Genomic DNA, 21,935 nt, shown 5'->3' on the forward strand with positions numbered 1-21,935 from the left:
CCCTTTTTTATTTTTCTAAAATGGATTGCATCATTTCTTTTGTTCTCAATCGTAAATAGTGAGCAGCATTACAAATGGATTCTTCTTGTGAAATAGTCCCATCTGCTACACTTGAGAGTTTATAAAAATAAGAACTTAATGCTGAAACGCTTGCTTGTTCAATAAAACCAGAAAGCAAGATTACTGGAATACCCGTTGTCTTAGCGGCATTCGCGATTCCAATTGGTGCCTTGCCTGAAAGCGTTTGAAGATCAGATTTACCCTCCCCAGTAATGATAAAATCTGCTCCAACAATTTGTTGAAAAAAATCAATTGCTTCCATGACTACTTCAATACCTGGTTTTAATTCAATTGGGAAAAATGCTATAAAAGCACCTCCCAATCCTCCAGCTGCACCAGCTCCCTGCTGCTTATGTAGAGAAATTCCCGTTAAATCTTCAATTCTATTTGCTAGATTTAATAAATTCTGATCAAGCTTTTCCACTAAATTAGGTGTAACACCTTTTTGAGGACCGAAAATAGCAGTCGCACCATTAGGTCCAACTAGTGGATTATCTACGTCGCAAGCAAGTATAAAATGCGAATTCTGAATGCGCTTATCAAAATTAGTAGCATCTATTTCAACTAAATCCCTTAGTCCGTCAGCTCCTGGCTTAATTTCTGATCCATCTTTATTCAGAAATTTCATTCCTAGCGCTTGTAGCATACCAGTTCCACCATCGTTTGTTGCACTTCCACCTAAACCAACAACAAATTTTCGAAATCCATTATCTAGTGCATGTAATATTAATTCACCAGTGCCGAATGTGGAAGCAATGAGAGGATTTTTTTCATGCTCCTTTAAAAGCGTTAAGCCAGAAGCTTTAGCCATTTCAATCACACAAGTTTCTCCATCTCCTAGAACGCCGTATTCTACTTGAACAAGACGACCTATTGGATCGTGTACTTCCAAATGAACGGTTTTTCCATTTGTTGCGATAATTAGCGGCTCTAATGTGCCTTCTCCACCGTCTGCTACAGGTAGTAATACAGTTTCAATAGTTGGATCAATTTCTTTTATTCCCTCCGCTATCTCAAAAGCAGCTTGCGTTGCTGTTAAGGAACCTTTGAAAGAATCAGGACTCACAATTACTTTCACGTAAACACCTCCTTTTATTTAAGCGCTTACATAAAATTATAGTGTTCAATTTTTAGATTTACATTATACTTGAAGTATAAATTTACTGTACTATAACAATTAAAAATTTATACATCACGGAGGTTCTATGATTACTAAACAGCTTGCAAATCAAATAGTTGAGCAAACGATGCTTCGACTACATAGAAATATTAATGTCATGCAAACAAATGGAATCATCCTTGCTTCAGGGGATGAATTACGTGTAGATAGTATTCATGAGGGAGCTGTAATAGTTGCTGAAACGAAGAAGGTACTGTGGATAACGGAAGAGAACAAACACTTATTTCCAAAAACAAAGCCAGGAATTAATTTGCCTATATTTTTTCAGAATGAACTAGTTGGGGTTATAGGGATTACTGGAGATCCTAGTGAAATCGAAGAGATTGCAACCCTCGTCCAGCTTACGACAGAAATGATGGTCCATCAAGCACTTATCGTTTCCGAAAGAGAATATAAGCGAAAAATGCAAGAAATGGTATTTGAAGAGCTGATGAGTGGTCAGCCTCTTCAAAAAGTAATTTATGAAAGAATTAACAAAATAGGATTTGTTAATAGTGCCCCTTTTTATGCAATGATGTTAGAAATTAATCCAGAGTCTAAATCCTATCAATCGATCCTACAAGGAATTGAGTACTACTTTCAAAACGACTCAATTCTTGTAGGCCATTATCAATTAAATGAACATTTTATTCTTATATCTGGTCTTGAAGAAAATTTATTTAAAAAGAAAATATCCGCACTTGCCTCTAAGCTGAAAAAGTATGATGTATTACCAATTGGAGTAGGACAAGTTGTACGCTCTATAGAAGAAGTTCATATTGCATATCAAACAGCCAAAACTGCTCTAAAGCACGGACTTCCGGATAAAAACATCGTCTATTTTGAGGATGTTGAATTATTTTCCTTACTAAAAAAACATGATAGCCGTGAAGCAAAGCAATTTACAAGTCGTATATTAAGTGGTTTAAATGAAAAGTTACTCCTAACATTGCAAGAATACTTTAATTGCAACCAACAACTCGCTGTTTGCGCGGATACTTTGGTCATTCATCGTCATACTTTGGCATATCGACTCAAAAAAATTGGCGAACTAACTGGTTACAATCCAACCGTTTTTCAAGACGCCATCATCCTACAAATTGCTTTGTGGTGTCTTGATCCAAATAGAAAAAGATAAACAAAAAACCGTTTCAGCATAATTCGCTGAAACGGTACTATTTATATGATTATTTTTTCGCTACTGAAACGTTTGCAACTTTTTTAGCGCCAACGTATTTTTTTCCCCAATAATATGGGTCATTAATTTTGTCGATTCTAACACCTTTAGAAGAAGAAGCGTGAATAAATTTTCCACTACCTATGTATATCCCTGCATGAGAGACACCTTTTCCAGTTGTGTTAAAGAAAACTAAATCTCCTACTGCTAAATTGGCTTTTTTCACTGCTTTACCTGTACTATACATACCAGCTGCTGTTCTAGGTAACTTAACACCTTGTTGTTTGTACACAAAACCAATGAAACCAGAGCAATCAAATCCTGCCTTCGTTGTTCCACCATAACGATATTTAATTCCTATTAGACTTTTCGCACTTGATACGATTTGTGTCGATGCTACAGAGCTTGCTGCTTCTGTATTTCCTGCAAATGTTCCCGCGGCTAAAACTACAGTTAAACTAAAGATAGTGATGATTTTTTTAAACAAAGAAGTCAAAATTTATGTTCCTCCAGAAGATGTATACTCGAAAAAAATTCTAACTAAAACTTTCTGAAAATTTCTCTATACCCATATTATCACGAACTAAACATTTGTGAGTTTACAGTTGTGTAACAAATCTATTACATAGATTTGTTTGAGATTCCTAAATTATATTACTTCTATATTAATTACCATTGTATATAAAGTTTTACGATCAGCTAATTTATTTCACAATTCGTCGAAATATCCCAACTAAACAATGCAAAAAATTCGCTTTTCTCGACAATCCCCCTATTTAAAACTATCCCCTAGCTTAATTCGAGTTTTATTTCAGGTGCCAGGCACCAGTAATATTTTTGTAACAATTCATTTATTCGTTTTTTTAATAGAATAGTCACATAATCGTTTGAATTCGGTTGAATGACATGTATCTTTTATACCTGTTTATATGGTATAAATAGTTTATATAGGTTGATAGGAATTACCTAGGAACAGGGGAGAATTTAATATTGAAATCGAAGAATACTTTAACAGTACAATTGGGCTCGATCATTGTCGGCATAATTATTGCCGTACTAATAATTACGTCTATCGCTACTTATATTACCGCATACGATAAGTTGTATGAAGCTGCTGGTGTTGAGGCATATGGTTGTGCCAATATTACAACAGGTTTAATTGATAGCAATAATGTTGCACTAATGCTAAAAGGTGATACTTCAACAATGGATGCTGTCGGGAAACAGTTAAACTGGACTACCGCGCACAAAGATATATTCGAATCACAATATATTATTGATTTAGAAGGTAATCTATTAGCTCTCGATGATAACTTAAAAGAAGATGGATTTAAAGTTGGGGATAAGTTTTATATAGACCAAGAGGCAGTAAATAATCTGCTTGAAATGGGTCATCCAACTTATTCTGAAATCTATGACTTCGGAGGGATGAAACGTCTTTCCGGGTATGCTCCGATTTATGAAAACCATGATCCGTCGGGCAAGATTGTAGCAATAAGTGTCATTGATTTTGATGGTTCGATTGTAGGTGAGCGCACATGGGATGTTGTGAGCAAAGGAATCTTAATTAGTTTGATCCCAATGATCTTAGCATCATTATTTACTTTATTTTTGATTAGAAGGAAAACAAAACCACTATCTGCATTAATCGTGCATGCTGGGGAAATTGCAAAAGGAAACCTTTCTGTGAAAGATACAAGCTTTCATAGTAAAGACGAAGTTGGTTATTTAAGTCATACGCTCAATACACTTGCTGGAAATCTTCGGAATATGTTAGGAACAATTCAAGCGACTTCTCTAAACTTAACTAAAAATGCCGAAGACACATCTGCTTCTCTGAATGAAATGAAGGATGCTGCACACCAAATAACTATCAATATGAGCGAAACAGCAGCTTCTGTATCAGATGGAACGATTACGGCAGAGCAATCTTCAAGTATCTTGCAAAAATTAGCGGAAGGATTACAAGATTCTAAAGAAAATGCCGATGCAAGCGTAATGAATTCAAAAACAACGATGAATACGGCCAAAGAAGGCTTAACTCGAGCAAGTGAAATCAGTCATGACATGAATAAAATTAAAACTGCTTCAATTGAAACTGGCGAAACCATTCAACGTTTAAATGAAGCAACAACAAGAATACAACAAATTACAGGTTCTATCGCAGCTATTGCAGCCCAAACAAATTTACTTGCCCTTAATGCTTCAATTGAAGCTGCTCGAGCTGGTGAACAAGGTAAAGGATTCGCAGTTGTTGCAGAGGAAGTGCGAAAACTAGCAGAACAATCGAACGAAGAAGTTAATCAAGTTGAAAAAATTGTAAAAGATATTACAGAAAGTATTCAACAAGTAGTTGCTTCCACGGAAGAAAGCACGAGATTGATTGAAACTGGATCTAATACAGTTAAAGAAACTTCCCAATCATTAAGTGATATTTCGTCAGCAGTCGCTAAAACAGTTGATGAAATTTCCATGATATCCTCAATGACAACAAACGAGGCAGAAAACTCTAAACGTGTTGTCGAATTGATTAATCAATTAACAGAGTCTATTCGAGAAATAGAAGAGGTTACTACATCGATTTCTGCTGCAACAGAGCAAACTTCCGCATCTATTGATGAAGTTGCAAACCGATCCATGGAGACAAGCCATATGGCACAGGAACTTCAAAAAATAGTCGGTCAGTTTAAATTATAACCAGATTTGAAAGCCGTTCTTTTAACTAGAGCGGCTTCTTTTTTTTATGACAAAGGTGTTACTGGTGCCAGGCACCGAAACAATCATGAATAACATGAATGTTTAAACAAACACGATTGTTCGAACAATGAAGTAAATTTCAATTTAATATAGGGTTTCGGTACCTGGAAAATAAAAACCGCTCCAGGTCTATTACCTGGAACGGTACAATTAATTAGTGTACACCATGCGCTACCATAGCATCTGCTACTTTCAAGAATCCTGCAATATTGGCTCCAACAACTAGGTTACCGGGATAGCCAAAATCGTTAGCAGCATTATGACAGCTTTCGTAAATATTTCTCATTACCACTTTTAACTTTTCATCGACTTCTTCAACTGTCCAAGACAATCGCATGCTATTTTGGGACATTTCCATTGCAGAAACCGCCACACCACCAGCATTTGCTGCTTTTGCCGGTCCAAATAAAACACCTTTTGCCAGGAATGCTAGAACTGCTCCTTCTGTACAAGGCATATTCGCACCTTCTCCAACAGCAATTACACCATTTCCGATGAGAATGTCAGCGTCTTTTTCTTCCATTTCATTTTGCGTGGCACAAGGCAATGCAATATCACAAGGGACTTTCCAAATTTCAGTACAACCTTCAACATAAGTTGCTTTCTTATGAAATTTTAAATATTCTTGAATTCTTTTATTATCAAATTCTTTTAACTGCTTTACTGTTTCAACATCAATGCCGTTCGGATCATAGATATAACCATTGGAATCACTACATGCTAATACTTTAGAACCGAGTTCAATTGCTTTTTCCATTGCATATGTAGCAACGTTACCAGAACCCGAAACGATGACGGTCTTCCCATTAAAACTATCGCCTTTTTCTTTCAACATTTCTTCTACAAAATAAACACAGCCGTATCCTGTTGCCTCTTTTCTACCTAGACTACCACCGTGATTCGGATCTTTGCCAGTGAAAACTCCAGCCTCGTAACCGCCTTTTAAGCGATTATATTGACCGAACATATAGCCAATTTCTCTTTTTCCAACACCGATATCCCCTGCTGGAACATCCATATCAGCCCCAATATATTTACTTAACTCTGTTATAAAGCTTTGAGTAAACCGCATAATCTCACGGTTGGATTTTCCTTTTGGATCAAAGTCGGAACCACCTTTACCTCCACCAATCGGTTGACCAGTCAATGCATTTTTAAATGTCTGCTCAAAAGCAAGAAACTTCATGATGCTACTATTAACAGTCGGATGAAAACGAATCCCACCTTTATATGGCCCAAGACTATTGTTAAACTGGACACGAAAACCTCTGTTAACTTGAACCTTTCCCGTATCATCTTCCCATGCAACACGGAAAGAAATAACTCTGTCTGGCTCTGTTATACGTTCTAAAATACCATTATTTATAAACTCAGGGTGCTTTGAAAATACTGGACGAAGAGAATCAAAAATTTCTCTTGTTGCCTGTAAAAATTCTTTTTCACCTGGGTTACGTTTCTTTACTAACTCGTATACTTCATGCACATAATCATTTGATTTACTTTTTAATTCATCCCTTACCTCTCTTGCAATTTCCATCTCTCATCTTCTCCTGTCATCCATTAGCATATGCTTATTATCTCGAAAGCTCATAATATATTCAATATAATTATAAACAAATTCACATAAATATGCATTTCCTTTGATCTCCTATCAATAGTATATTCACCTTTTTAGTCTCCGATTTGTTACAAAAGTGTTACTGGTGCCTGGCACCAGTAACACCTCCTTAACATCCCAACTTCCAATTCCCAGCTCCCCAATTCTCGATCTCGGCATCTTATCAACGACATTTATAACAAAAAAATGACTCCATTTTAGAAAAAAGGAGTCATTTCAATATTAGTATAGACTTTTAATAAGTGTTTCTAACATAACAGGCATTTCGACGAATGCGCTATCTACGTGTAGACGCTCTGTCTTTTGATGTGCATCTTTCCCAAAAGGTCCTAAATTTAAAACAGGTCCATTTAGCTTAGCCATGTCTTCGAATGGGATGCTGTACGTGTCACCCCAAACAGGTGTATTGCTTTCAAAGGCAGTCCATCCATTTCCATCATCTTCATAATTCACATAGCTTAAATCACAAATACCATTGAAATAGTGGATTTGTTCAATTTTATTGTTAAATGATAGTGCCGAGTTTTTCATTAGCTCTACTGCATCTTTTACTAACTGATTGTTAGATGTATTGACTGCTGGATAGTATGGCGGTGTGAATAGGATAACCGTTGCAGGAGCAAGCTCTTGACATTGGATCATCAGGTTGTCGACGATACGTAGTGATTTTTCACGATCGTCCCACTCCTCATGCTGAAGTGCATCCTCTTTTAAGCGATTTACTTCTTCTGCACCCAGTTTTTTATTTGCATACGCAAGAAGTTCTTCATAGCGAAGTACCTTTGCTTTCCCTACTCCACTTACTTGTTCACGTTCACAAATTACCTTATAGTCTGTGTTCAATGCGTCCATTGCTTCATTTGCCACTTGTTCGAATAAATCCATAACTTCTGAAGCAGTACGCTTTAACAAAAACACATTATACAATGCTACTGCACGATAAGGCGTTTGTGTCGAATAAGACAGTTTTAAATCTTTTTGTTGCAATGAAACAGGAAGAGGTGTACTTTCTCCGAGATCCGTCTCACGGAACAAAGAATTATACTCCATACGCTGCGTCAAATACGAAGCGATGTAGTTTGCTGTCATTCCTTTCATCGGCTCCCCAACATGCGTCTCTTTTCCGTAAAATAAAGCAGCAGGCATAATTTTTCCAATTGTTCCAGAGTAAATATATTCCTCAATATCAGTTGGCTTTTGAGAAAAACATGGCTCACTATTTAGAAATAGTTTATAAGACAAATCAAATTCTTCTCGAATTGCCACTAACTGTGTAACTACTGCTCGCATTCCTGCAGAGTTTACTTCCTCATCTGGAACCGTAGTTAAAACAAGATTTATTGGCCATTGTTCCACACTTGCTTTTTCAATAAGCTGCATATGAAGAGCTAATCCCATTTTCATATCCATCGTGCCTCGACCAAACAAATACTTTCCTGTCTCCAAATCGATACGAGCAGATTCTGGTAAATCAGCTGGATTTTCCATTAGCTTTTTCGTTAATTCCTCTGGAAAATATGCAAGCGGTTCTAAAGCGCCGTACTCTTCCGTTTGAACCGTGTCGAAGTGACTAATAAGTACTACTGTCTCCGTCGCTTCAGGATGTTTATATAAAGCAGTAACAGCAAATCTCCCTAAACCAGAGTCGTGCAACTGTAGGTGACTCGGACGCTCTTTAAAATAATCTAATTCTCTCAACTTATCTATCACTTTCGGAGCAAACTTTGTTTCACCTTCCGTCAGCGTTATACTATCCCAGCTTACGAGTTCGCATAACAAAGCTCGTAGTGTTTCTGGTGTTTGCCACAATAATTGGTTCATTTCAAATTTCTCCCCCACAAAGTTCTTATGCAAGACACTGATTTATTTACAATAAAATGTCATTTTCTTCTTATGCTGACTTTTTATCCTTCTTTTCTAGTCTCAATTTATAGAATACCATACAAGCTATAAAGAAGCCTACACCATAATAAAGTCCTACTCGTTGTGTTGGATCAAATGCCAAAAACGCGAGAATCATTAAACAAAATGCAATACAGAAAATCGGGACAAAAGGATAGAAAGGTACTTTAAAACTCAAGTTCTCTAAAACTCCACCATCTCTCAAATATCTATGTCGGAACATCAATTGAGAGGTTGCAATTCCCATCCAAGAAATAGTAACAGATATCCCTGCTATAGACATTAATAGTACAAACACTGTATCGGCTTCCATAACACTTGTTAATAATGATAATAACGAGAACAATATCGTGAATAAAAGTGCATTAAATGGCACTTTACGTTTTGATAGACGTCCAAATATTTTAGGGGCCATACCTTCATTTGCCATAGACCATAACAGACGTGTAGAAGCATATAAACAAGAATTTCCTACTGATAGAATTGCAGTTAAAATGACAAAGTTCATAATGTCGCCTGCAAATGGAATTCCAGCAATATTCATTAATGTTACGAATGGACTTTCAAGTAGTCCCAATTCTGATGCCGGGAAAATAGCAGACAATACGATAATAGAAGCTATATAAAACACGACAATACGGACAAGGATAGTTCGAATCGCCTTTGGAATATTTTTTTCCGGGTTTTCTGTTTCACCAGCAGCAATTCCAACTAACTCAGATCCTTGGTAAGAGAATATTACGTTCATCATTGTTACAAAAACGATCGCAATTCCTGCAGGGAACAATCCTGAAGGTGCTAAATTTGTAAACATTGGTGTCGCTCTATCTTCAAGTGGAATGATTCCAAAGATTGCACCCAACCCAATGATTATAAATAAAATTACCGCTACCACTTTAATACCTGCAAACCAAAACTCTGCTTCCGCAAACGCTTTTGTTGTTAAGGCATTGAGGGCAAATAATATAACCACAAAAACAGCACACCATATCCAAACTGGAACATCAGGGAACCAGTGCTTCATGAGAATTCCTGCTGCGGTAAACTCCACTCCGGCCGTTGCAGCAGAACCTACAAAGTACATCCAACCTAGAGAAAATCCAGCAGAAGGACTAATAAATCGAGTTGCATAGGTTTGGAAAGAACCTGTTACCGGCATATAAACGGCAAGTTCACCTAGACAAGTCATGACCATATACAAAATCAAACCGCCAAATAAGTAACCAACAATGGCTCCGCCAGGACCAGCTTGATTAATCGTATAACCAGCATTTAAGAATAATCCTGTTCCAATTACTCCACCAAGAGAAAGCATAAATAAATGTCGGCTTTTCATAGAACGGTTTAATTGATTATGTTGTGATGGATCCCCAATATTTGACACAATAAACTCCCCTTTTCCCCTTATCTATCTAATTAAAATCTTAAAGATAAACAGCTAAGACCACCGTCTTGCTTACGAACCTCGGACATATCTAACTCTATTGTTTCATAACCCGCTTCATTAATTTGACGTTTTGTCTCTTCATATCCCTTTGGAATAATGACAAAATCATTTACACGAATACAGTTTGCAGAGTACTCATCTTGTGAGCTAATAACAATCTTTTCATATGAATCAAACGCAGGATGGTCAACAAATTCTCCTGCAACAACCATTTTGTTATTTCCTAAGTAAGCAATCCCTGTTTTCAAGTGGAAGAATTTTTTAAGAGGTATAATTGTTGCTTCAAAACCCTCTCCTTCAAGAATCTCTTTTAATTGTCGAGCCCCTTCTTCATTTGTACGTTCGGAGATTCCGATAAAGAAGCTATTATCTGCTTGAAGAATATCCCCACCATCAAGCGTCCCAGGTGCTTTGATATAATAAAACTTCTCATAAAAATCTTTTAAAACGCTTTCAATTTCAACAATCTCTCCATTCCGAGATTCTGCACCAGGATTTGTAATAACAGCAAAATTAGATGTTAGTACTGCTGCATCTTCTACGAAAGTAGAATCAGGAAATTCTTCACTTGGTGAAAGAAGTGTTACTTCCACTCCGCACTTTTTCAACGTTTCTACATAAGCCTCGTGTTGTACTAATAATTTATCGTAATCTGGTGTTCCTAAATCAGATGTAGTTAATCCCCCTACATAGCTCTTTCCAGGTGTTTTTGCAATTACATTTTTAAAAATACTCATTTTAATTTCCTCCTTTTAATTTCTGATAACAGGACTAGTTAGACATGTTGGACCACCAGTTCCTAAAACACTAATTTCTTGTCCTTTGTATTCATAAACAGTTGCACCAGCATCTAAAAGCTGTTTCTTTGTTGATTGATTACCTTCCACAAGGACACACACACGAGGTGCAAGTGCCAATACGTTACAACCAAGATTGTCGTACTCCTCTTTTGGTACCTCAATTAATTGAATACCTCGCTCGATTAATAATTGTCTGAAAAATACGGGCATTAACGGCGAATATACAACTGCCAAGTCTTTATCGACCATGCTAATAAATGACATAAGATGCAGACACTCTTCAACCCCTAAATCGTGAGGGAGTTGTACAATGATAAACTCATCCACATATGGAGCTGTTATTTCTTTTAATTGGCGTATTGCTTCATCATTTGTACGATAGCCACGTCCAACTACTAGTGTTTTATCATCTAACCAAACGATGTCCCCACCATCACATACAGCTTCACCTGTTAACTCTCCAATAATAGGAATCTCTTTATCTGTCAGAAACGCTTTATAAACAGTAGCTTCTGGTTGTCTTAGTTTCTTTCCTGATTTCAATATAATAGCTCCAGCAGGTGTGAATTTTACTGGATCATGTGCATAAATCGAATCTAGACCAACTTTATCAGATGCTGGTAGATAATCTATTTGTGCTACATGCTTTTCTAAAATTTCAATAAAACCTTTATACTCACGAACCGCTTCTTCAAAATCAGGCTCCTGTAAGTAATTGAAGACTTTCCATTGATTTGCCAAATGATCTTGACTAATAAAAGCTTCGTTAGGATGTTTTACAATTACACGTTGTAATGATTTAAACATTGATGAATTATAATGCACTGCTTCTCCTCCTTTTCCGTTGAACGGAAAACTATTCCGTATAATGGAAAGTTTTATATTTCAAATATAATTGCTCTATGTTACAATGTCAATATATTTTGAAAACTAATATTTATATAAATTAGGCGGTGCTTTTTATGCAATCCATTATTCGAGCAATGACCGTAGCACAGGTTTTGGCAACTCATACAACAGAAAAAGGAATGTCCATCTCAGATCTTTCCAAAGAGTGTGAACTCCCTCTTAGTACGATGCACAGACTGTTACAAGCTATGATTAAACAAGGTTTGGTTGAACAGGACGCACAATCCAAAATGTATCGACTTGGGATTGTATGGTTAGAATACGGACTCAAAGTTTACGACTCCTTTGATTACGTAAGCAAAATTAGACCAGAAATAGAATGGTTGTCCAAAGAAGTAGAGGAAAGTGTCTACCTAAGCAAACCGCTCGGGACGGAAGCAATGATTGTAGAGAGAATCGATAGCGAAAACAATCCAATCCGTATTTATGATCAATTGGGATTACGCATACCAATGAATATTGGCGCTGCCAATAAAGCAATGCTAGCTGCTATGCCAGCAGCCCAAACAGAAAACATACTGTCTCAGCTCCTACCAACTGACAAAATGAACGAAATGCTTATAACACTGGAGCAAATAAAAAAACAAGGCTATGCAACCAGCCACTCAGAAAGAACAGAAGGCACTTCCTCCATTGCCGTTTCCATAAAAGACAGCTTTGGACAAGTCATTGGAGCTATTAGTATTGGAGTAGTCAGCTTCAACCTGACCGAAGAACGACTCGAACTTTTAATAAACAAAGCAATGGAAGCTGGGAAAAGAATCTCCCATCGACTAGTTTCTAGCAACTAATAAAAATCCCAAAAGTCATCTCATAGACTTTTGGGATTTCTTTTTATTTTTGCAGCTTAGGATTGTTACAAAAAAAGTGTTACAAGTACGTTACTGGTGCCAGGCACCCGTAACATATTTGTAACACTCTTCTATGATTACTTGTTATTACTTTTTGTGTTAATGTTAGCCCATTCATTTTTCAGCCAGTCCAAACCTTTTTCGCCTTCGTAAGCGTCGTAAACGTCATTACGCATTCTTTTCAGTTTGTCTAGAAATTGTTCAAATGTATGGTCGGCAGGTAAACTTTTCTTCACACGTAAGAAAACTTTATTAGCACCTTTGATCACTTCGAATTTTTTACGTTCTGGTACCTCAACGTCTTCACCAAACTCTAAAAGAATACGGTAAGCCTCTTCTTGAACTTTATAAACAGGATCATTTGCTACCCTAGAGTTTAGTATATCAATAACCTGACTTGTGTTATATTTCCCTAATTCCTCTACAGCATCATAACGTGCTCTCCAGCTAGAAGTTCTATTTGCTGCCTTTTTAAGCTCCTCATAATTCTCAGGTAACTCATTTTTTATTATTTTTTTACTCAAATACTCCAAACTCCTTCTTTGAATCAGTAGAAATTAATTCTAACTTTCTTTCTTCATTATATACTACAGAAAGCATTTCTCCTATTATGTGAAGAAATCATTTCTTCTACTCCTATCAAATCTGGCGATATATATACTTGAATTTCCTTTCATTCTTCGGCAATCCAAAATTAGGTTCAACTTTCTTCACAATGTCTAAATTTCTACAAATAAAAAAATAGCGATGTATATTTATTGAGAAAAAAGCAGTTAAAATAGACAAAAGAAATATACACGAAATAAGTATTATATAAGTAGCAAACTCTGTATAGAAGACAGATAAAAGAATCTGTCCAATTACATACCCTGCTCCACCGATTCCTACCCATGCTACAGAAATACTCTTCATTTGTTGTAATTTATAATAAGTTCCCGTATAAAGAGCTTTCAAATTCAACCAGTTTATTCCTACCAATATAGCAACAAACATTCCCCAGATCATAATAAAAGGTAAATAACCTTTTACGCCTATATTTAGATATAAAAACTTTTGGATCACTAAATAAATTATATATGTATTAACTATTCCATATACCCCAAAAAATAAATAATACGATTTTTCATACTTAAAAGGATCTATCAAATAGATAATCGCCCAAACCTGGAGTATTGCAATTGGAATAACCGCTGCTAAAAAATATGCGAAAGAAAATGGTTCTGATATGATTGGAAATAATCCCATAAAGTACAGAAAAAGAGAAAAGAAGCAAATAATATTAGACCTATTTTCTTTGGGTGTTTGGAATCTTAAATACGATAAAGTAATTTTATCAATTTCTTTCGTTTCTATTGAAATCTCCTTCTCTCAACAAAATTAATCTATCCAAAAGAACATAGTTTATGAATTCTTCACAGGTTCCTTCTTCTCTTTTACTCTTCTCAGAACATCCAAAATACCAGCGACTATTTCAATATTTGTACTTGGTTTTCCTTCAAGGAGCTCCATTTCATTTTTACGAATCATTTTAAAAGTCCAATTTTGATTTGGAGAAGTTAGTACATGTATTCCCTCAATAGACCATATATTGTTTTCTCGATAAAAAATCATAAGCCGATTGTTATGTAATCTATTTTGAAAAGATTGTTTTAAAATATTTACTAATGTTCCCGTATCCTGATTTTCATTTAAGGAGACTAGTTTGTTCTCATTTATTATTTCTCCAATTTTCACCCATTCACGATACTCTCTCGTAGGAATAAGAATTTTGTTGTTTGTTTTTGTTTGAATATTATCTCCTTCCACTCCCATCAGCATGCGAGGATAAATCACTTCATTCCAGGTAGAATCTGGAGTTCCATGCGTATAAAGAGTAAAAGCATTATCTTCATTTCTCGAACATTCGACCACATTTGTATTACCAAAATAAAATAAGCTTTTACTTTCAGCATCTCTTAAAATCTCTACAACCATATTTGTTCTAGACATAATCCAGAGGGCGTTGGCAAACCCTTCTTCTAGCTTAACTTCTCCATCTACGTAATCTAAAAGTTTAAGCTTATGGAGCTTTTTATAAGTTCTTTCCCATTCCTTTTCCACTTCCTGTTTCGTAAGGTATTGGAAAGGATCAGCAAAACCAATCAATGTTCTAGTATTCAATGTTTGCATCATGACGAAAATATCATTTACTGTAAATGTAGGAATCATTAGCTTTTCACCTTTTTCTTCCGTTTTTTTCTCTCCAAAACTCTTTCACTCTTCGGTAATCCAAACTGAGGATACACCTGCTTAACCGCATCCATATTCTTATTCATAAAATAATAGCGATGAATATAAACAGAAAAATAAGCTGTGCACAGACTAAAAAAGGACATTCCAACAATTATTAATATATACAGAGCTGATTCCGTGTATATGAAGGATAAAATTAGTTGCCCTAAAATATAACTTCCGCCCGCGATAACCGTCCAAGCAACAGGTATAGTACTTTTCTGTTGTAATTTATAATAAGTACCAGAATAAAGTGCCTTCCAATTTAACCAATTCATTCCTAGCAGCAAGGCAACAAGGAATATTAAACCAATTAAGAATGGTAATATGCCCTCGGCTTTCAGGTTAATATATAATAATTTTTGAATACTAACAAAATAAACGTAAGTATTCACTACCCCATAAATTCCAAAAAACAAATAATAAGATTTTTCATACTTATATGGGTCAATTACATAAACAATTGCCCAAATTTGTATAATTATCACTGGTATGATTGCAGCAATAAAAAATGGAAGCGAGAAAGGATCAGCTAATATCGGCAAAATTCCAAAAAAATATAAAAATAGAATAAAGAATCCAATAATATTAGATTTATTTTCTTTTGGTGACTGCAAATTTAAATATGACAATGTAATATTGTCTAGTTCTCTCTTTTCTATTTGAACTCTCTCCTATCTATTTAAACCAAGAAGATACACTATCAATAAGACCCGTCGTCCCTATTTTTATTGCATCACCTATAGAATCTTTTTTTCCATCATTATTAACATCCATGAATTTTAACTCACTTAAAACTGCCGTTGCGACAACCCCTGCGACAAGCCCTACAACTGCTCCTACCGCTATACCCACAGGACCACCGCCAGCACCTACAATAGCTCCCATTTTAGCACCAGTCCAAGCTGAAGCAACCATAGATGCACCGGCAACTGCAACATCCCCAGTAACATTACCAGCAATTTGACTAGCTGATTCCTTATTTTGCACCCCATGTACTATGTCTCCACCAACTGTTGCAAAAACACCGATGTATCCCAATTTACTATTAGCAAATTTGAATGTTTCCTTGACATTTGTCATAGGGTGTACTCGTTTATATAATTTTTTATAATTTATAGCATCTGCTCCAGAATAGGTTTTCTTATTTGCACCAAATAGATGCGGCTTCTTAATTTTTAACACAGGCTTTGTTACACCTTGTGCAGTTGTTCGAGATTTTAATTGAATAGCGCCACCCAGAGCAGCAATCCTTGCATCTTTTCCCGCTTCATAGCCAGCAGCGGCAAATGCACCCAAATTGGCAGCAGCATTGATTGGCTTTTGCTCCCAATCATTAATATCCAAACCAACCGTCGTCATTATGCCTTCCCAAAGGTTCTTTTCTGGATTACTAGGTGAGGAAACTTCCACTTCATTTTCTTCCACTCGTGGGTCAGCAGCAAGCAAATCAATTTGATGTTGAAGATAAAACTTCCCAATAGGGGTAGCATCCTGTACATAGTTCCAAGCTTCACTTGGAAACTGAATATCAGTTAGGCCTTCCGACATTAAGTACTCTATATCTGTTAACCATAATTCCATATTTAAAATTGCAGCCTCGATTATAGCTAAAGCACTTGTTTGCGTACTATCAAACTCATGTAAATCGGTAACTGTATCATCTCGCTTTTTCCGAGCATTTGTTACTCCATCTTGAACACCACTATCATCTAAATGTGGTAGAGCTACGATATCCGCTACTTGGTTCATAATGGCATTTGATTCCTCTGTCAAATTGCTAGTGACTTGTGAAATCTCCGTGAGCCCTTCTTCCACTTCGCCTTCCAAAAAGCTTTCTCGAATAAATCCATTCGGATTTGATTCCAAAGCAGTAAGCGCATCACCCATTTGCTTAAGCTTTCGATCAAACTCTTCTTTAAACGTTAGAAAAAAATGTAGAAAAGGCAAATGGGCATCATTATAAAATGAACGAATGGCATCACCACCTTGCCCCTTCAAGGAGTCTTGAAGCGCAACAAGCCCATTAACCGCGGTTTGTATTTTTTGCATTTCCCCTTCTAAACGTGAAAGCATTTGAATATTCCTTTGTAACCCTTCATCAAACGGTCTGACATCTAATATTTTCATCTATACACCATCCTACAATTTTAATATATAATCACTAGACAATATATTTCGTAAATGTTACAAGAATATTACTGGTGCCTGGCACCAGTAATATTCTTGTAAACATCTCACATTTTTTTATAGTACGCCTAAGCTCATTTCGGCGTAGGTTCGATTGGAGTTTGTTTTTTTGAATTGAACGAATACGGGGGTTTTTTGGGTCATGTTGTGCTCTTTCATATAATCGAAGAGCTCCCAATACTTCACTTGAGATTGTACATCAAAGTCATTTATTATCCTGGTGCTTAATAGATTATTGACGTAAAAATAGCTGCGGAAATTTACTTCCTCTTCTTTTGGAATAGAAAATTGACTTTCTGCTATTGGTAAAAATAATTCGGCAGTCATGACTTCTGATGTTGGATCGCTAATGATTGTAAAAAATATTGGACCAGTTGGATGATAGCCATGATCGGTTAAAATCGTATCAAAGTCTTTTAGTGCAATATCGATTTCTTCAGGTAAAAAGTTATAGAGTTTAGATGCGACATTTCGGTAAGCAATTTGATGGTTTTCAGCAATCATCCTTCATCACCCTGTCCTTTTATCGGTACATACAAATCAATAATATATTCACCGTAAACTTCTAGTAATACGCAATAATATGTATCTTCTACTTCTATTTGATTGGCTCGAGCATAAGATTTCACTTTTTCATAAGCTGCATAAAAATCAATTTCTTGGTCTGCTTGACGTAGTAATAACGCTCTATCCAATACGAATGATTCATGAAATTTAAAATCCGTTTCATCGTTTAAAAATACCGGACTACTGATTGGCAAGTAGTATGTGAAGCGACCAAATTTTTCGTCTGTTCGATTTTGCTCAAATGAAAATAATACAGGGCCGTTTTTGTACACATCTTTATTAAGCATAAATTCCTCTATCTCATAAACGCCATTTTGCCAATCTTCTTTTTTCTGCTCCACCTCATATGTCAACACATTGTCAAACACTAATGAATACATTCCGATCCCCATCTTTTATCCATCCTTTCTTATAAAGATTCTCTATTATTTAAATAACCGCGCTCATTAAAATTAAAGCTTTTGAATCGATACTTACAATATAAAATGACAAGCTGTTCCGGAAGTATGAAAAGCATGATAAAAAATGTGAGAAAACCACCGACAATAAGAATTATCATATTCAAATCATTGATTGCTGAATTTCGAGCAATGTATTGGATAACAAAAACAATACCAATTCCTGCAATCATCGCTGCTGAAATATAGGAAGTAGTCTCAAATCGTCCTCGTATTTCGCCCTTTTTGGAGCCTTTTCGATAATGGCCCTTTTGCAACAGAATATAAAAACGAATAAAGGTAGCAAAAAACACTAATAATCCAATAAATAAAATAATTAATGTAAAATTAAGAAGAGATTCCGGAGTAGCTATTAATCCTTCCCCTTTATTCCCTATCAAAAATAGTGCCATTATTAAAAACGGAACAGAAGACATATTTTGAGTAACGATAATCACTAGCAAATTCTGTACTTTCTCACTTCGTTTAAATACCGCAGGAAGTGCATAAATCAATGATAATACGATTAATACAACCGTTATCCAAAAATGTACTATAAGTATTTCATCCTTATATGGGTAAATAGTGGAATCAGCGGCCATAAAATATTCAAGGGCATATAGCAATGCTTGTAAAAATATACCGATAATTAAAACAATAGCTAGATTTCCAGGACTTTGTCTACCGGATTCTAAAGGTCCTCTTAGAACTCCATAATCGTCTTCCTTTAGTTTTCTAAACATGGTAAAGCACTCCACTTCCACCTATTCCTTCTTATATAAATAACCTCGTTCATTAAAATTGAAGCTTTTGAAACGAAACTTACAATACAAAATAACAAGTTGCTCTGGCAAAATAAAAAGCATCACAAAAAATAGAGTTATACCACCAATAATCACAGTCATCATATTTAAATCGTCAATAGCAGAATTCCGAACAATATATTGAATAATAAATACTATTCCAAGACCTCCAATAATTGCAGCTGGAATATATGATGTTGTCTCAAATTTCCCTCTTAGCTCATCTTTTTTTGAGCCTTTACGATAGTGGCCTTTTTTTAAAAGGATATAAAAACGGATAAAAGTAGCAATAAAAATAAGCAGCCCTATGAATACCAAAATCCATGTGAAATTTAGAAGAGATTCTGGTGTCGCATTCTTCCCTTCCCCTTTATTTCCAATAAAAAATAATGCACTGATAAAAATTGAAAAAGAAAAAAGGTTTTGTGAGACTAATATTGATAACAAGTATTGAATTTTTCCACTTCTTTTATAAACTGCTGGTATAGAATAAATGAGTGATAAAACGATTAAACCGGCAGTGATCCATAGATGTACTAGAAGTATTTGATCCTTATATGGGTACATAGTGGAGTCAGCTGCAACGTAATATTCAAGTGCAAATAACAGTGCTTGTAGAAAAACACATAATAGCAATGTAAAAGCTAAACTTTTAGGGCTTTGTCTTCCTGATTCAAGAGGTTTCCTTAGTACTTCAAAATCTTCTTCTTTTAATTTCATCTAATTTCACTTCTTTCTTACCTAATGGAACCATCCTTTAATATGATCCATCACAGATTTATCTTCTTTTCCAAACTTAACATTTAAGAAAGAGTTTACAATTATACCAACTCCTACTCCTACAGCTGTACCAACACCAGGAATCGGTATTAACACTGTTCCTGCAGCAGTAAATGCAGTTTGTACAGCACCTCCAACCGCAACATCAATTGTTGTATCTAAAGCTGCACGACCGTGTGCATCTCCACCATCTAATCCTGCGTCTACCGCATTTGAATAATTGCTGTAATAACTTAATCCTGCTCCTATTGGACCAAGTGCTTTTCCAGCCCCTTTAAGTGGCCCACTCGATACCATTCCTTTCACATCGACAAGATCTGTAAATGCCTTTCCAGTTCCTTTAAGTGTTGCAGCCCCAACGGTTTTAGCTTTTTGAACATTTGTTGCTTGGTCATTCCAATAGGCTAGTGAAGGATGGTTTTTCAATGCCTGATCTCCTGTACCAGACCAACCGCTCTGCCCCGTTTTCTTTGTTGCATATTTTAAAGTAACTGTATTGTTTGCAGCAATTTCATAATGCTTTGGAGACCACTTTTTATTTCCTTTTGGAACATTACGCATTAATTCTTTAAATGCTCTAGAATCTAAATCTACACCCAGATGTCTCATTGCTTTGCCTGTTGCATTGATTCTATACGAGTACGTCCCAGTTTTTGGATCAAATAATCTTGAGGTACTTAACCCCCCATCTTTTCCTGCTACATACATACCGAAAGCAGATATTCCACCTGTGATTGCAGTGTTTGCTTTCTTTGCATAATCGACTGCTGTTTTCAACTCTTTCACTTGAGGATTTGCTGACGATACATTTCCTGGATCTTGTTCTTTCCCTTCTGCATCTATGTTGTCCGTGTCTCCTACTCGACTCTCAAGCTCAGTTTTTAATGGGTGACTTTGCGTATATTCTGCCCAACGATCAGCCGGGAAGTCAATATCCGTCAAGCCGTCGTTCATCATTCCTTCTAGATCAATTAGCCAAAGTTCCATCATGAGCAAGTCAGCTTCTACCCGCGACAATGCATTTGTTTGAGTCGAATCAAATTCATTTAGATCCGTAACGGTATCATCTTGCTTCATCCGAGCATTTTTTACACCGTCTTGGACACCACTATCATTCAAATGTGAAAGAGCAACAATATCAGCTACCTGGTCCATGATGGCATTTGATTCATCTGTCAGATTACTAGTGACCTGAGAAATTTCAGTAAGTCCTTCTTCTACTTCGCCTTCTAAAAAGCTTTGACGAATAAAACCGTTTTGATCTGGCTCTAAAGCATCCAGTGCAGACTTCATCTGAGTAAGCGTACTATCGAAGTTAGATTTAAATGTAGTGAAAAACTGTAAGAAAGGGATATGGCAATCATTATAAAATGCTCTAATTGCATTCCCCCCTTCTCCCTTTAAAGAATTTTCTAATGCAACAAGACCTTCGATAGAGCTCTTAATAGAATTCATCTCCGTATCAAGTCTAGTGAGGAGTGTAATATTTCGCTGTAAGCCTTCATGAAAGGGGTTAACGTCTAATACTTTCATTGCATCACCTGCTTTGGTCCATCAATTGTACATTGCATAGCCGTTGAGATGTTTTGATCGGTCTCATTCATAAATTCCACAGAACTGGTCGTCGTTTGAATATTGGTAGTTAAAACAGTTTGATATTTTGTCAATAGCTGTTCAAGTTTCGTGGAAAGCTCCGTTAATTTAGTAACAACATCTAGTGTATTACCTGTAATAGGTGGCTCTGCTGTGGGTACAAGCGAATCCTTTGCATTTGTCATTTCACTTAATTGAGCTTCCACTTCTGCATAAACAATTTTCACTTCTGTTGACATAAAAAATCCCTCCCTTCTTTATTTAGATGCCTTTTCCCGTGCTTCCTCGGCTAATAATTCCTCAATTATTTGCTGAATAGAAGCAATTTCTGCTTGTAGTGATGCAATTTTAGCAGTAATCGCACTAAACACTGCTGCGAACTGGGCTCCAGCTATCTCTAAAAAAGAAGTATGGATTCCGGCTTCCCTAATTTCATCGAAACTTGTGGCAAGAGTCCCATGCCAAGTAGTTGTTGTAAGCTCGGGTTCAAGACATTTATGTTCATTTTCGTTGAACTGTGCCTGCTTATCTGATAGTGATGACTGACATTCGTTCAGTCTTCTTATCTCCTCTTGTTTCTTGTGAAGAAGTGCATAATAATATCCTAACAAACC

The 21,935-nt window shown here is 36.1% G+C and carries 22 protein-coding genes; 3 read left to right on the top strand and 19 right to left on the bottom strand.

What is annotated here, in order from left to right; translation table 11 throughout:
- Positions 1-7: 7 nt before the first annotated feature.
- Positions 8-1,138: a glycerate kinase gene (locus AN959_RS01765; protein ID WP_056827780.1), complete on the bottom strand. Its 1,131-nt coding sequence runs from the start codon at positions 1,136-1,138 to the stop codon at positions 8-10.
- Between the two features lie 127 nt (positions 1,139-1,265).
- Here AN959_RS01765 and AN959_RS01770 point away from each other — a divergent pair, with 127 nt between their 5' ends.
- Positions 1,266-2,357 carry a sugar diacid recognition domain-containing protein gene (locus AN959_RS01770; protein ID WP_056827781.1) on the top strand — a complete coding sequence of 364 codons (1,092 nt, stop codon included), beginning with the start codon at positions 1,266-1,268 and terminating at the stop codon, positions 2,355-2,357.
- Positions 2,358-2,406: 49 nt separating this feature from the next.
- Here AN959_RS01770 and AN959_RS01775 read toward each other — a convergent pair whose 3' ends face one another.
- On the bottom strand, positions 2,407-2,892 hold the full coding sequence (locus tag AN959_RS01775; RefSeq protein ID WP_056827783.1) for a C40 family peptidase: 486 nt from the start codon (positions 2,890-2,892) through the stop codon (positions 2,407-2,409).
- Positions 2,893-3,386: 494 nt separating this feature from the next.
- Here AN959_RS01775 and AN959_RS01780 point away from each other — a divergent pair, with 494 nt between their 5' ends.
- Positions 3,387-5,093 carry a methyl-accepting chemotaxis protein gene (locus tag AN959_RS01780; RefSeq protein ID WP_056827785.1) on the top strand — a complete coding sequence of 569 codons (1,707 nt, stop codon included), beginning with the start codon at positions 3,387-3,389 and terminating at the stop codon, positions 5,091-5,093.
- A 214-nt stretch (positions 5,094-5,307) separates the two neighbouring features.
- On the opposite strand, the gene gdhA is transcribed toward AN959_RS01780, so the two are convergent.
- The 5 genes from gdhA to AN959_RS01805 all read right to left on the bottom strand — a co-directional run bounded on the left by gdhA (position 5,308) and on the right by AN959_RS01805 (position 11,745).
- Positions 5,308-6,690: an NADP-specific glutamate dehydrogenase gene (gdhA, locus tag AN959_RS01785; RefSeq protein ID WP_056827787.1), complete on the bottom strand. Its 1,383-nt coding sequence runs from the start codon at positions 6,688-6,690 to the stop codon at positions 5,308-5,310.
- Between the two features lie 303 nt (positions 6,691-6,993).
- Positions 6,994-8,592 carry a M20/M25/M40 family metallo-hydrolase gene (locus AN959_RS01790; RefSeq protein WP_056827788.1) on the bottom strand — a complete coding sequence of 533 codons (1,599 nt, stop codon included), beginning with the start codon at positions 8,590-8,592 and terminating at the stop codon, positions 6,994-6,996.
- A 70-nt stretch (positions 8,593-8,662) separates the two neighbouring features.
- A complete protein-coding gene (locus AN959_RS01795; protein ID WP_056829077.1) occupies positions 8,663-10,009 on the bottom strand; it encodes an amino acid permease in 1,347 nt (448 codons plus the stop codon).
- 80 nt (positions 10,010-10,089) lie between these two features.
- Positions 10,090-10,857, bottom strand: a complete 768-nt coding sequence (locus AN959_RS01800; RefSeq protein ID WP_056827789.1) for a dimethylarginine dimethylaminohydrolase family protein — start codon at positions 10,855-10,857, stop codon at positions 10,090-10,092.
- Between the two features lie 15 nt (positions 10,858-10,872).
- Positions 10,873-11,745 carry a dimethylarginine dimethylaminohydrolase family protein gene (locus AN959_RS01805; protein ID WP_371256458.1) on the bottom strand — a complete coding sequence of 291 codons (873 nt, stop codon included), beginning with the start codon at positions 11,743-11,745 and terminating at the stop codon, positions 10,873-10,875.
- 137 nt (positions 11,746-11,882) lie between these two features.
- Between AN959_RS01805 and AN959_RS01810 the strand changes: the two genes are divergently transcribed.
- Positions 11,883-12,620 (top strand): IclR family transcriptional regulator, encoded by a 738-nt coding sequence (locus AN959_RS01810; protein ID WP_056827791.1) that lies wholly within the window; start codon positions 11,883-11,885, stop codon positions 12,618-12,620.
- Between the two features lie 137 nt (positions 12,621-12,757).
- On the opposite strand, the gene AN959_RS01815 is transcribed toward AN959_RS01810, so the two are convergent.
- The 12 genes from AN959_RS01815 to AN959_RS01870 form a co-directional block, all read right to left on the bottom strand.
- Positions 12,758-13,204 (bottom strand): HEAT repeat domain-containing protein, encoded by a 447-nt coding sequence (locus AN959_RS01815; protein WP_056827794.1) that lies wholly within the window; start codon positions 13,202-13,204, stop codon positions 12,758-12,760.
- A 115-nt stretch (positions 13,205-13,319) separates the two neighbouring features.
- Entirely contained in the window at positions 13,320-13,826 is a 507-nt protein-coding gene (locus AN959_RS01820; RefSeq protein ID WP_056827796.1) for a hypothetical protein, read from the bottom strand.
- Between the two features lie 255 nt (positions 13,827-14,081).
- Positions 14,082-14,888 (bottom strand): hypothetical protein, encoded by an 807-nt coding sequence (locus AN959_RS01825; protein WP_056827798.1) that lies wholly within the window; start codon positions 14,886-14,888, stop codon positions 14,082-14,084.
- Positions 14,888-15,583 (bottom strand): hypothetical protein, encoded by a 696-nt coding sequence (locus AN959_RS01830; protein ID WP_156350707.1) that lies wholly within the window; start codon positions 15,581-15,583, stop codon positions 14,888-14,890. The genes AN959_RS01825 and AN959_RS01830 overlap by 1 nt, the downstream gene beginning before the upstream one ends.
- Before the next feature lie 46 nt (positions 15,584-15,629).
- The gene (locus AN959_RS01835) at positions 15,630-17,081 is read right to left on the bottom strand and encodes a ribonuclease YeeF family protein (RefSeq protein ID WP_056827802.1); all 1,452 of its coding nucleotides are present in this window, start codon (positions 17,079-17,081) and stop codon (positions 15,630-15,632) included.
- Positions 17,082-17,198: 117 nt separating this feature from the next.
- A complete protein-coding gene (locus AN959_RS01840) occupies positions 17,199-17,645 on the bottom strand; it encodes a DUF5085 family protein (protein ID WP_056827804.1) in 447 nt (148 codons plus the stop codon).
- Entirely contained in the window at positions 17,642-18,100 is a 459-nt protein-coding gene (locus AN959_RS01845; protein WP_172794288.1) for a DUF5085 family protein, read from the bottom strand. The genes AN959_RS01840 and AN959_RS01845 overlap by 4 nt, the downstream gene beginning before the upstream one ends.
- A gap of 17 nt (positions 18,101-18,117) precedes the next feature.
- Positions 18,118-18,888, bottom strand: coding sequence for a hypothetical protein (locus tag AN959_RS01850; protein WP_056827806.1), 771 nt, complete (start codon positions 18,886-18,888; stop codon positions 18,118-18,120).
- A gap of 21 nt (positions 18,889-18,909) precedes the next feature.
- Positions 18,910-19,668, bottom strand: a complete 759-nt coding sequence (locus tag AN959_RS01855; protein ID WP_056827808.1) for a hypothetical protein — start codon at positions 19,666-19,668, stop codon at positions 18,910-18,912.
- Positions 19,669-19,689: 21 nt separating this feature from the next.
- Complete coding sequence (locus tag AN959_RS01860; protein WP_056827810.1) at positions 19,690-21,261, bottom strand: ribonuclease YeeF family protein; 1,572 nt, start codon at positions 21,259-21,261, stop codon at positions 19,690-19,692.
- Positions 21,258-21,560, bottom strand: a complete 303-nt coding sequence (locus AN959_RS01865) for a YwqI/YxiC family protein (protein ID WP_056827812.1) — start codon at positions 21,558-21,560, stop codon at positions 21,258-21,260. The genes AN959_RS01860 and AN959_RS01865 overlap by 4 nt, the downstream gene beginning before the upstream one ends.
- 18 nt (positions 21,561-21,578) lie before the next feature.
- On the bottom strand, positions 21,579-21,932 hold the full coding sequence (locus AN959_RS01870) for a DUF5082 family protein (protein WP_056827814.1): 354 nt from the start codon (positions 21,930-21,932) through the stop codon (positions 21,579-21,581).
- Positions 21,933-21,935: the final 3 nt, after the last annotated feature.

Source organism: Psychrobacillus sp. FJAT-21963 (assembly GCF_001420585.1).
GTDB lineage: Bacteria > Bacillota > Bacilli > Bacillales_A > Planococcaceae > Psychrobacillus.

Excerpts from the sequence above, each read along its gene's own strand:
- AN959_RS01770 (WP_056827781.1), top strand. The coding sequence starts at position 1,266 with ATGATTACTAAACAGCTTGCAAATCAAATAGTTGAGCAAACGATGCTT.
- gdhA (WP_056827787.1), bottom strand. The coding sequence starts at position 6,690 with ATGGAAATTGCAAGAGAGGTAAGGGATGAATTAAAAAGTAAATCAAAT.
- AN959_RS01790 (WP_056827788.1), bottom strand. The coding sequence starts at position 8,592 with ATGAACCAATTATTGTGGCAAACACCAGAAACACTACGAGCTTTGTTA.
- AN959_RS01795 (WP_056829077.1), bottom strand. The coding sequence starts at position 10,009 with ATGAAAAGCCGACATTTATTTATGCTTTCTCTTGGTGGAGTAATTGGA.
- AN959_RS01800 (WP_056827789.1), bottom strand. The coding sequence starts at position 10,857 with ATGAGTATTTTTAAAAATGTAATTGCAAAAACACCTGGAAAGAGCTAT.
- AN959_RS01810 (WP_056827791.1), top strand. The coding sequence starts at position 11,883 with ATGCAATCCATTATTCGAGCAATGACCGTAGCACAGGTTTTGGCAACT.
- AN959_RS01825 (WP_056827798.1), bottom strand. The coding sequence starts at position 14,888 with ATGATTCCTACATTTACAGTAAATGATATTTTCGTCATGATGCAAACA.
- AN959_RS01835 (WP_056827802.1), bottom strand. The coding sequence starts at position 17,081 with ATGAAAATATTAGATGTCAGACCGTTTGATGAAGGGTTACAAAGGAAT.
- AN959_RS01840 (WP_056827804.1), bottom strand. The coding sequence starts at position 17,645 with ATGATTGCTGAAAACCATCAAATTGCTTACCGAAATGTCGCATCTAAA.
- AN959_RS01845 (WP_172794288.1), bottom strand. The coding sequence starts at position 18,100 with ATGGGGATCGGAATGTATTCATTAGTGTTTGACAATGTGTTGACATAT.
- AN959_RS01850 (WP_056827806.1), bottom strand. The coding sequence starts at position 18,888 with ATGTTTAGAAAACTAAAGGAAGACGATTATGGAGTTCTAAGAGGACCT.
- AN959_RS01855 (WP_056827808.1), bottom strand. The coding sequence starts at position 19,668 with ATGAAATTAAAAGAAGAAGATTTTGAAGTACTAAGGAAACCTCTTGAA.
- AN959_RS01860 (WP_056827810.1), bottom strand. The coding sequence starts at position 21,261 with ATGAAAGTATTAGACGTTAACCCCTTTCATGAAGGCTTACAGCGAAAT.
- AN959_RS01865 (WP_056827812.1), bottom strand. The coding sequence starts at position 21,560 with ATGTCAACAGAAGTGAAAATTGTTTATGCAGAAGTGGAAGCTCAATTA.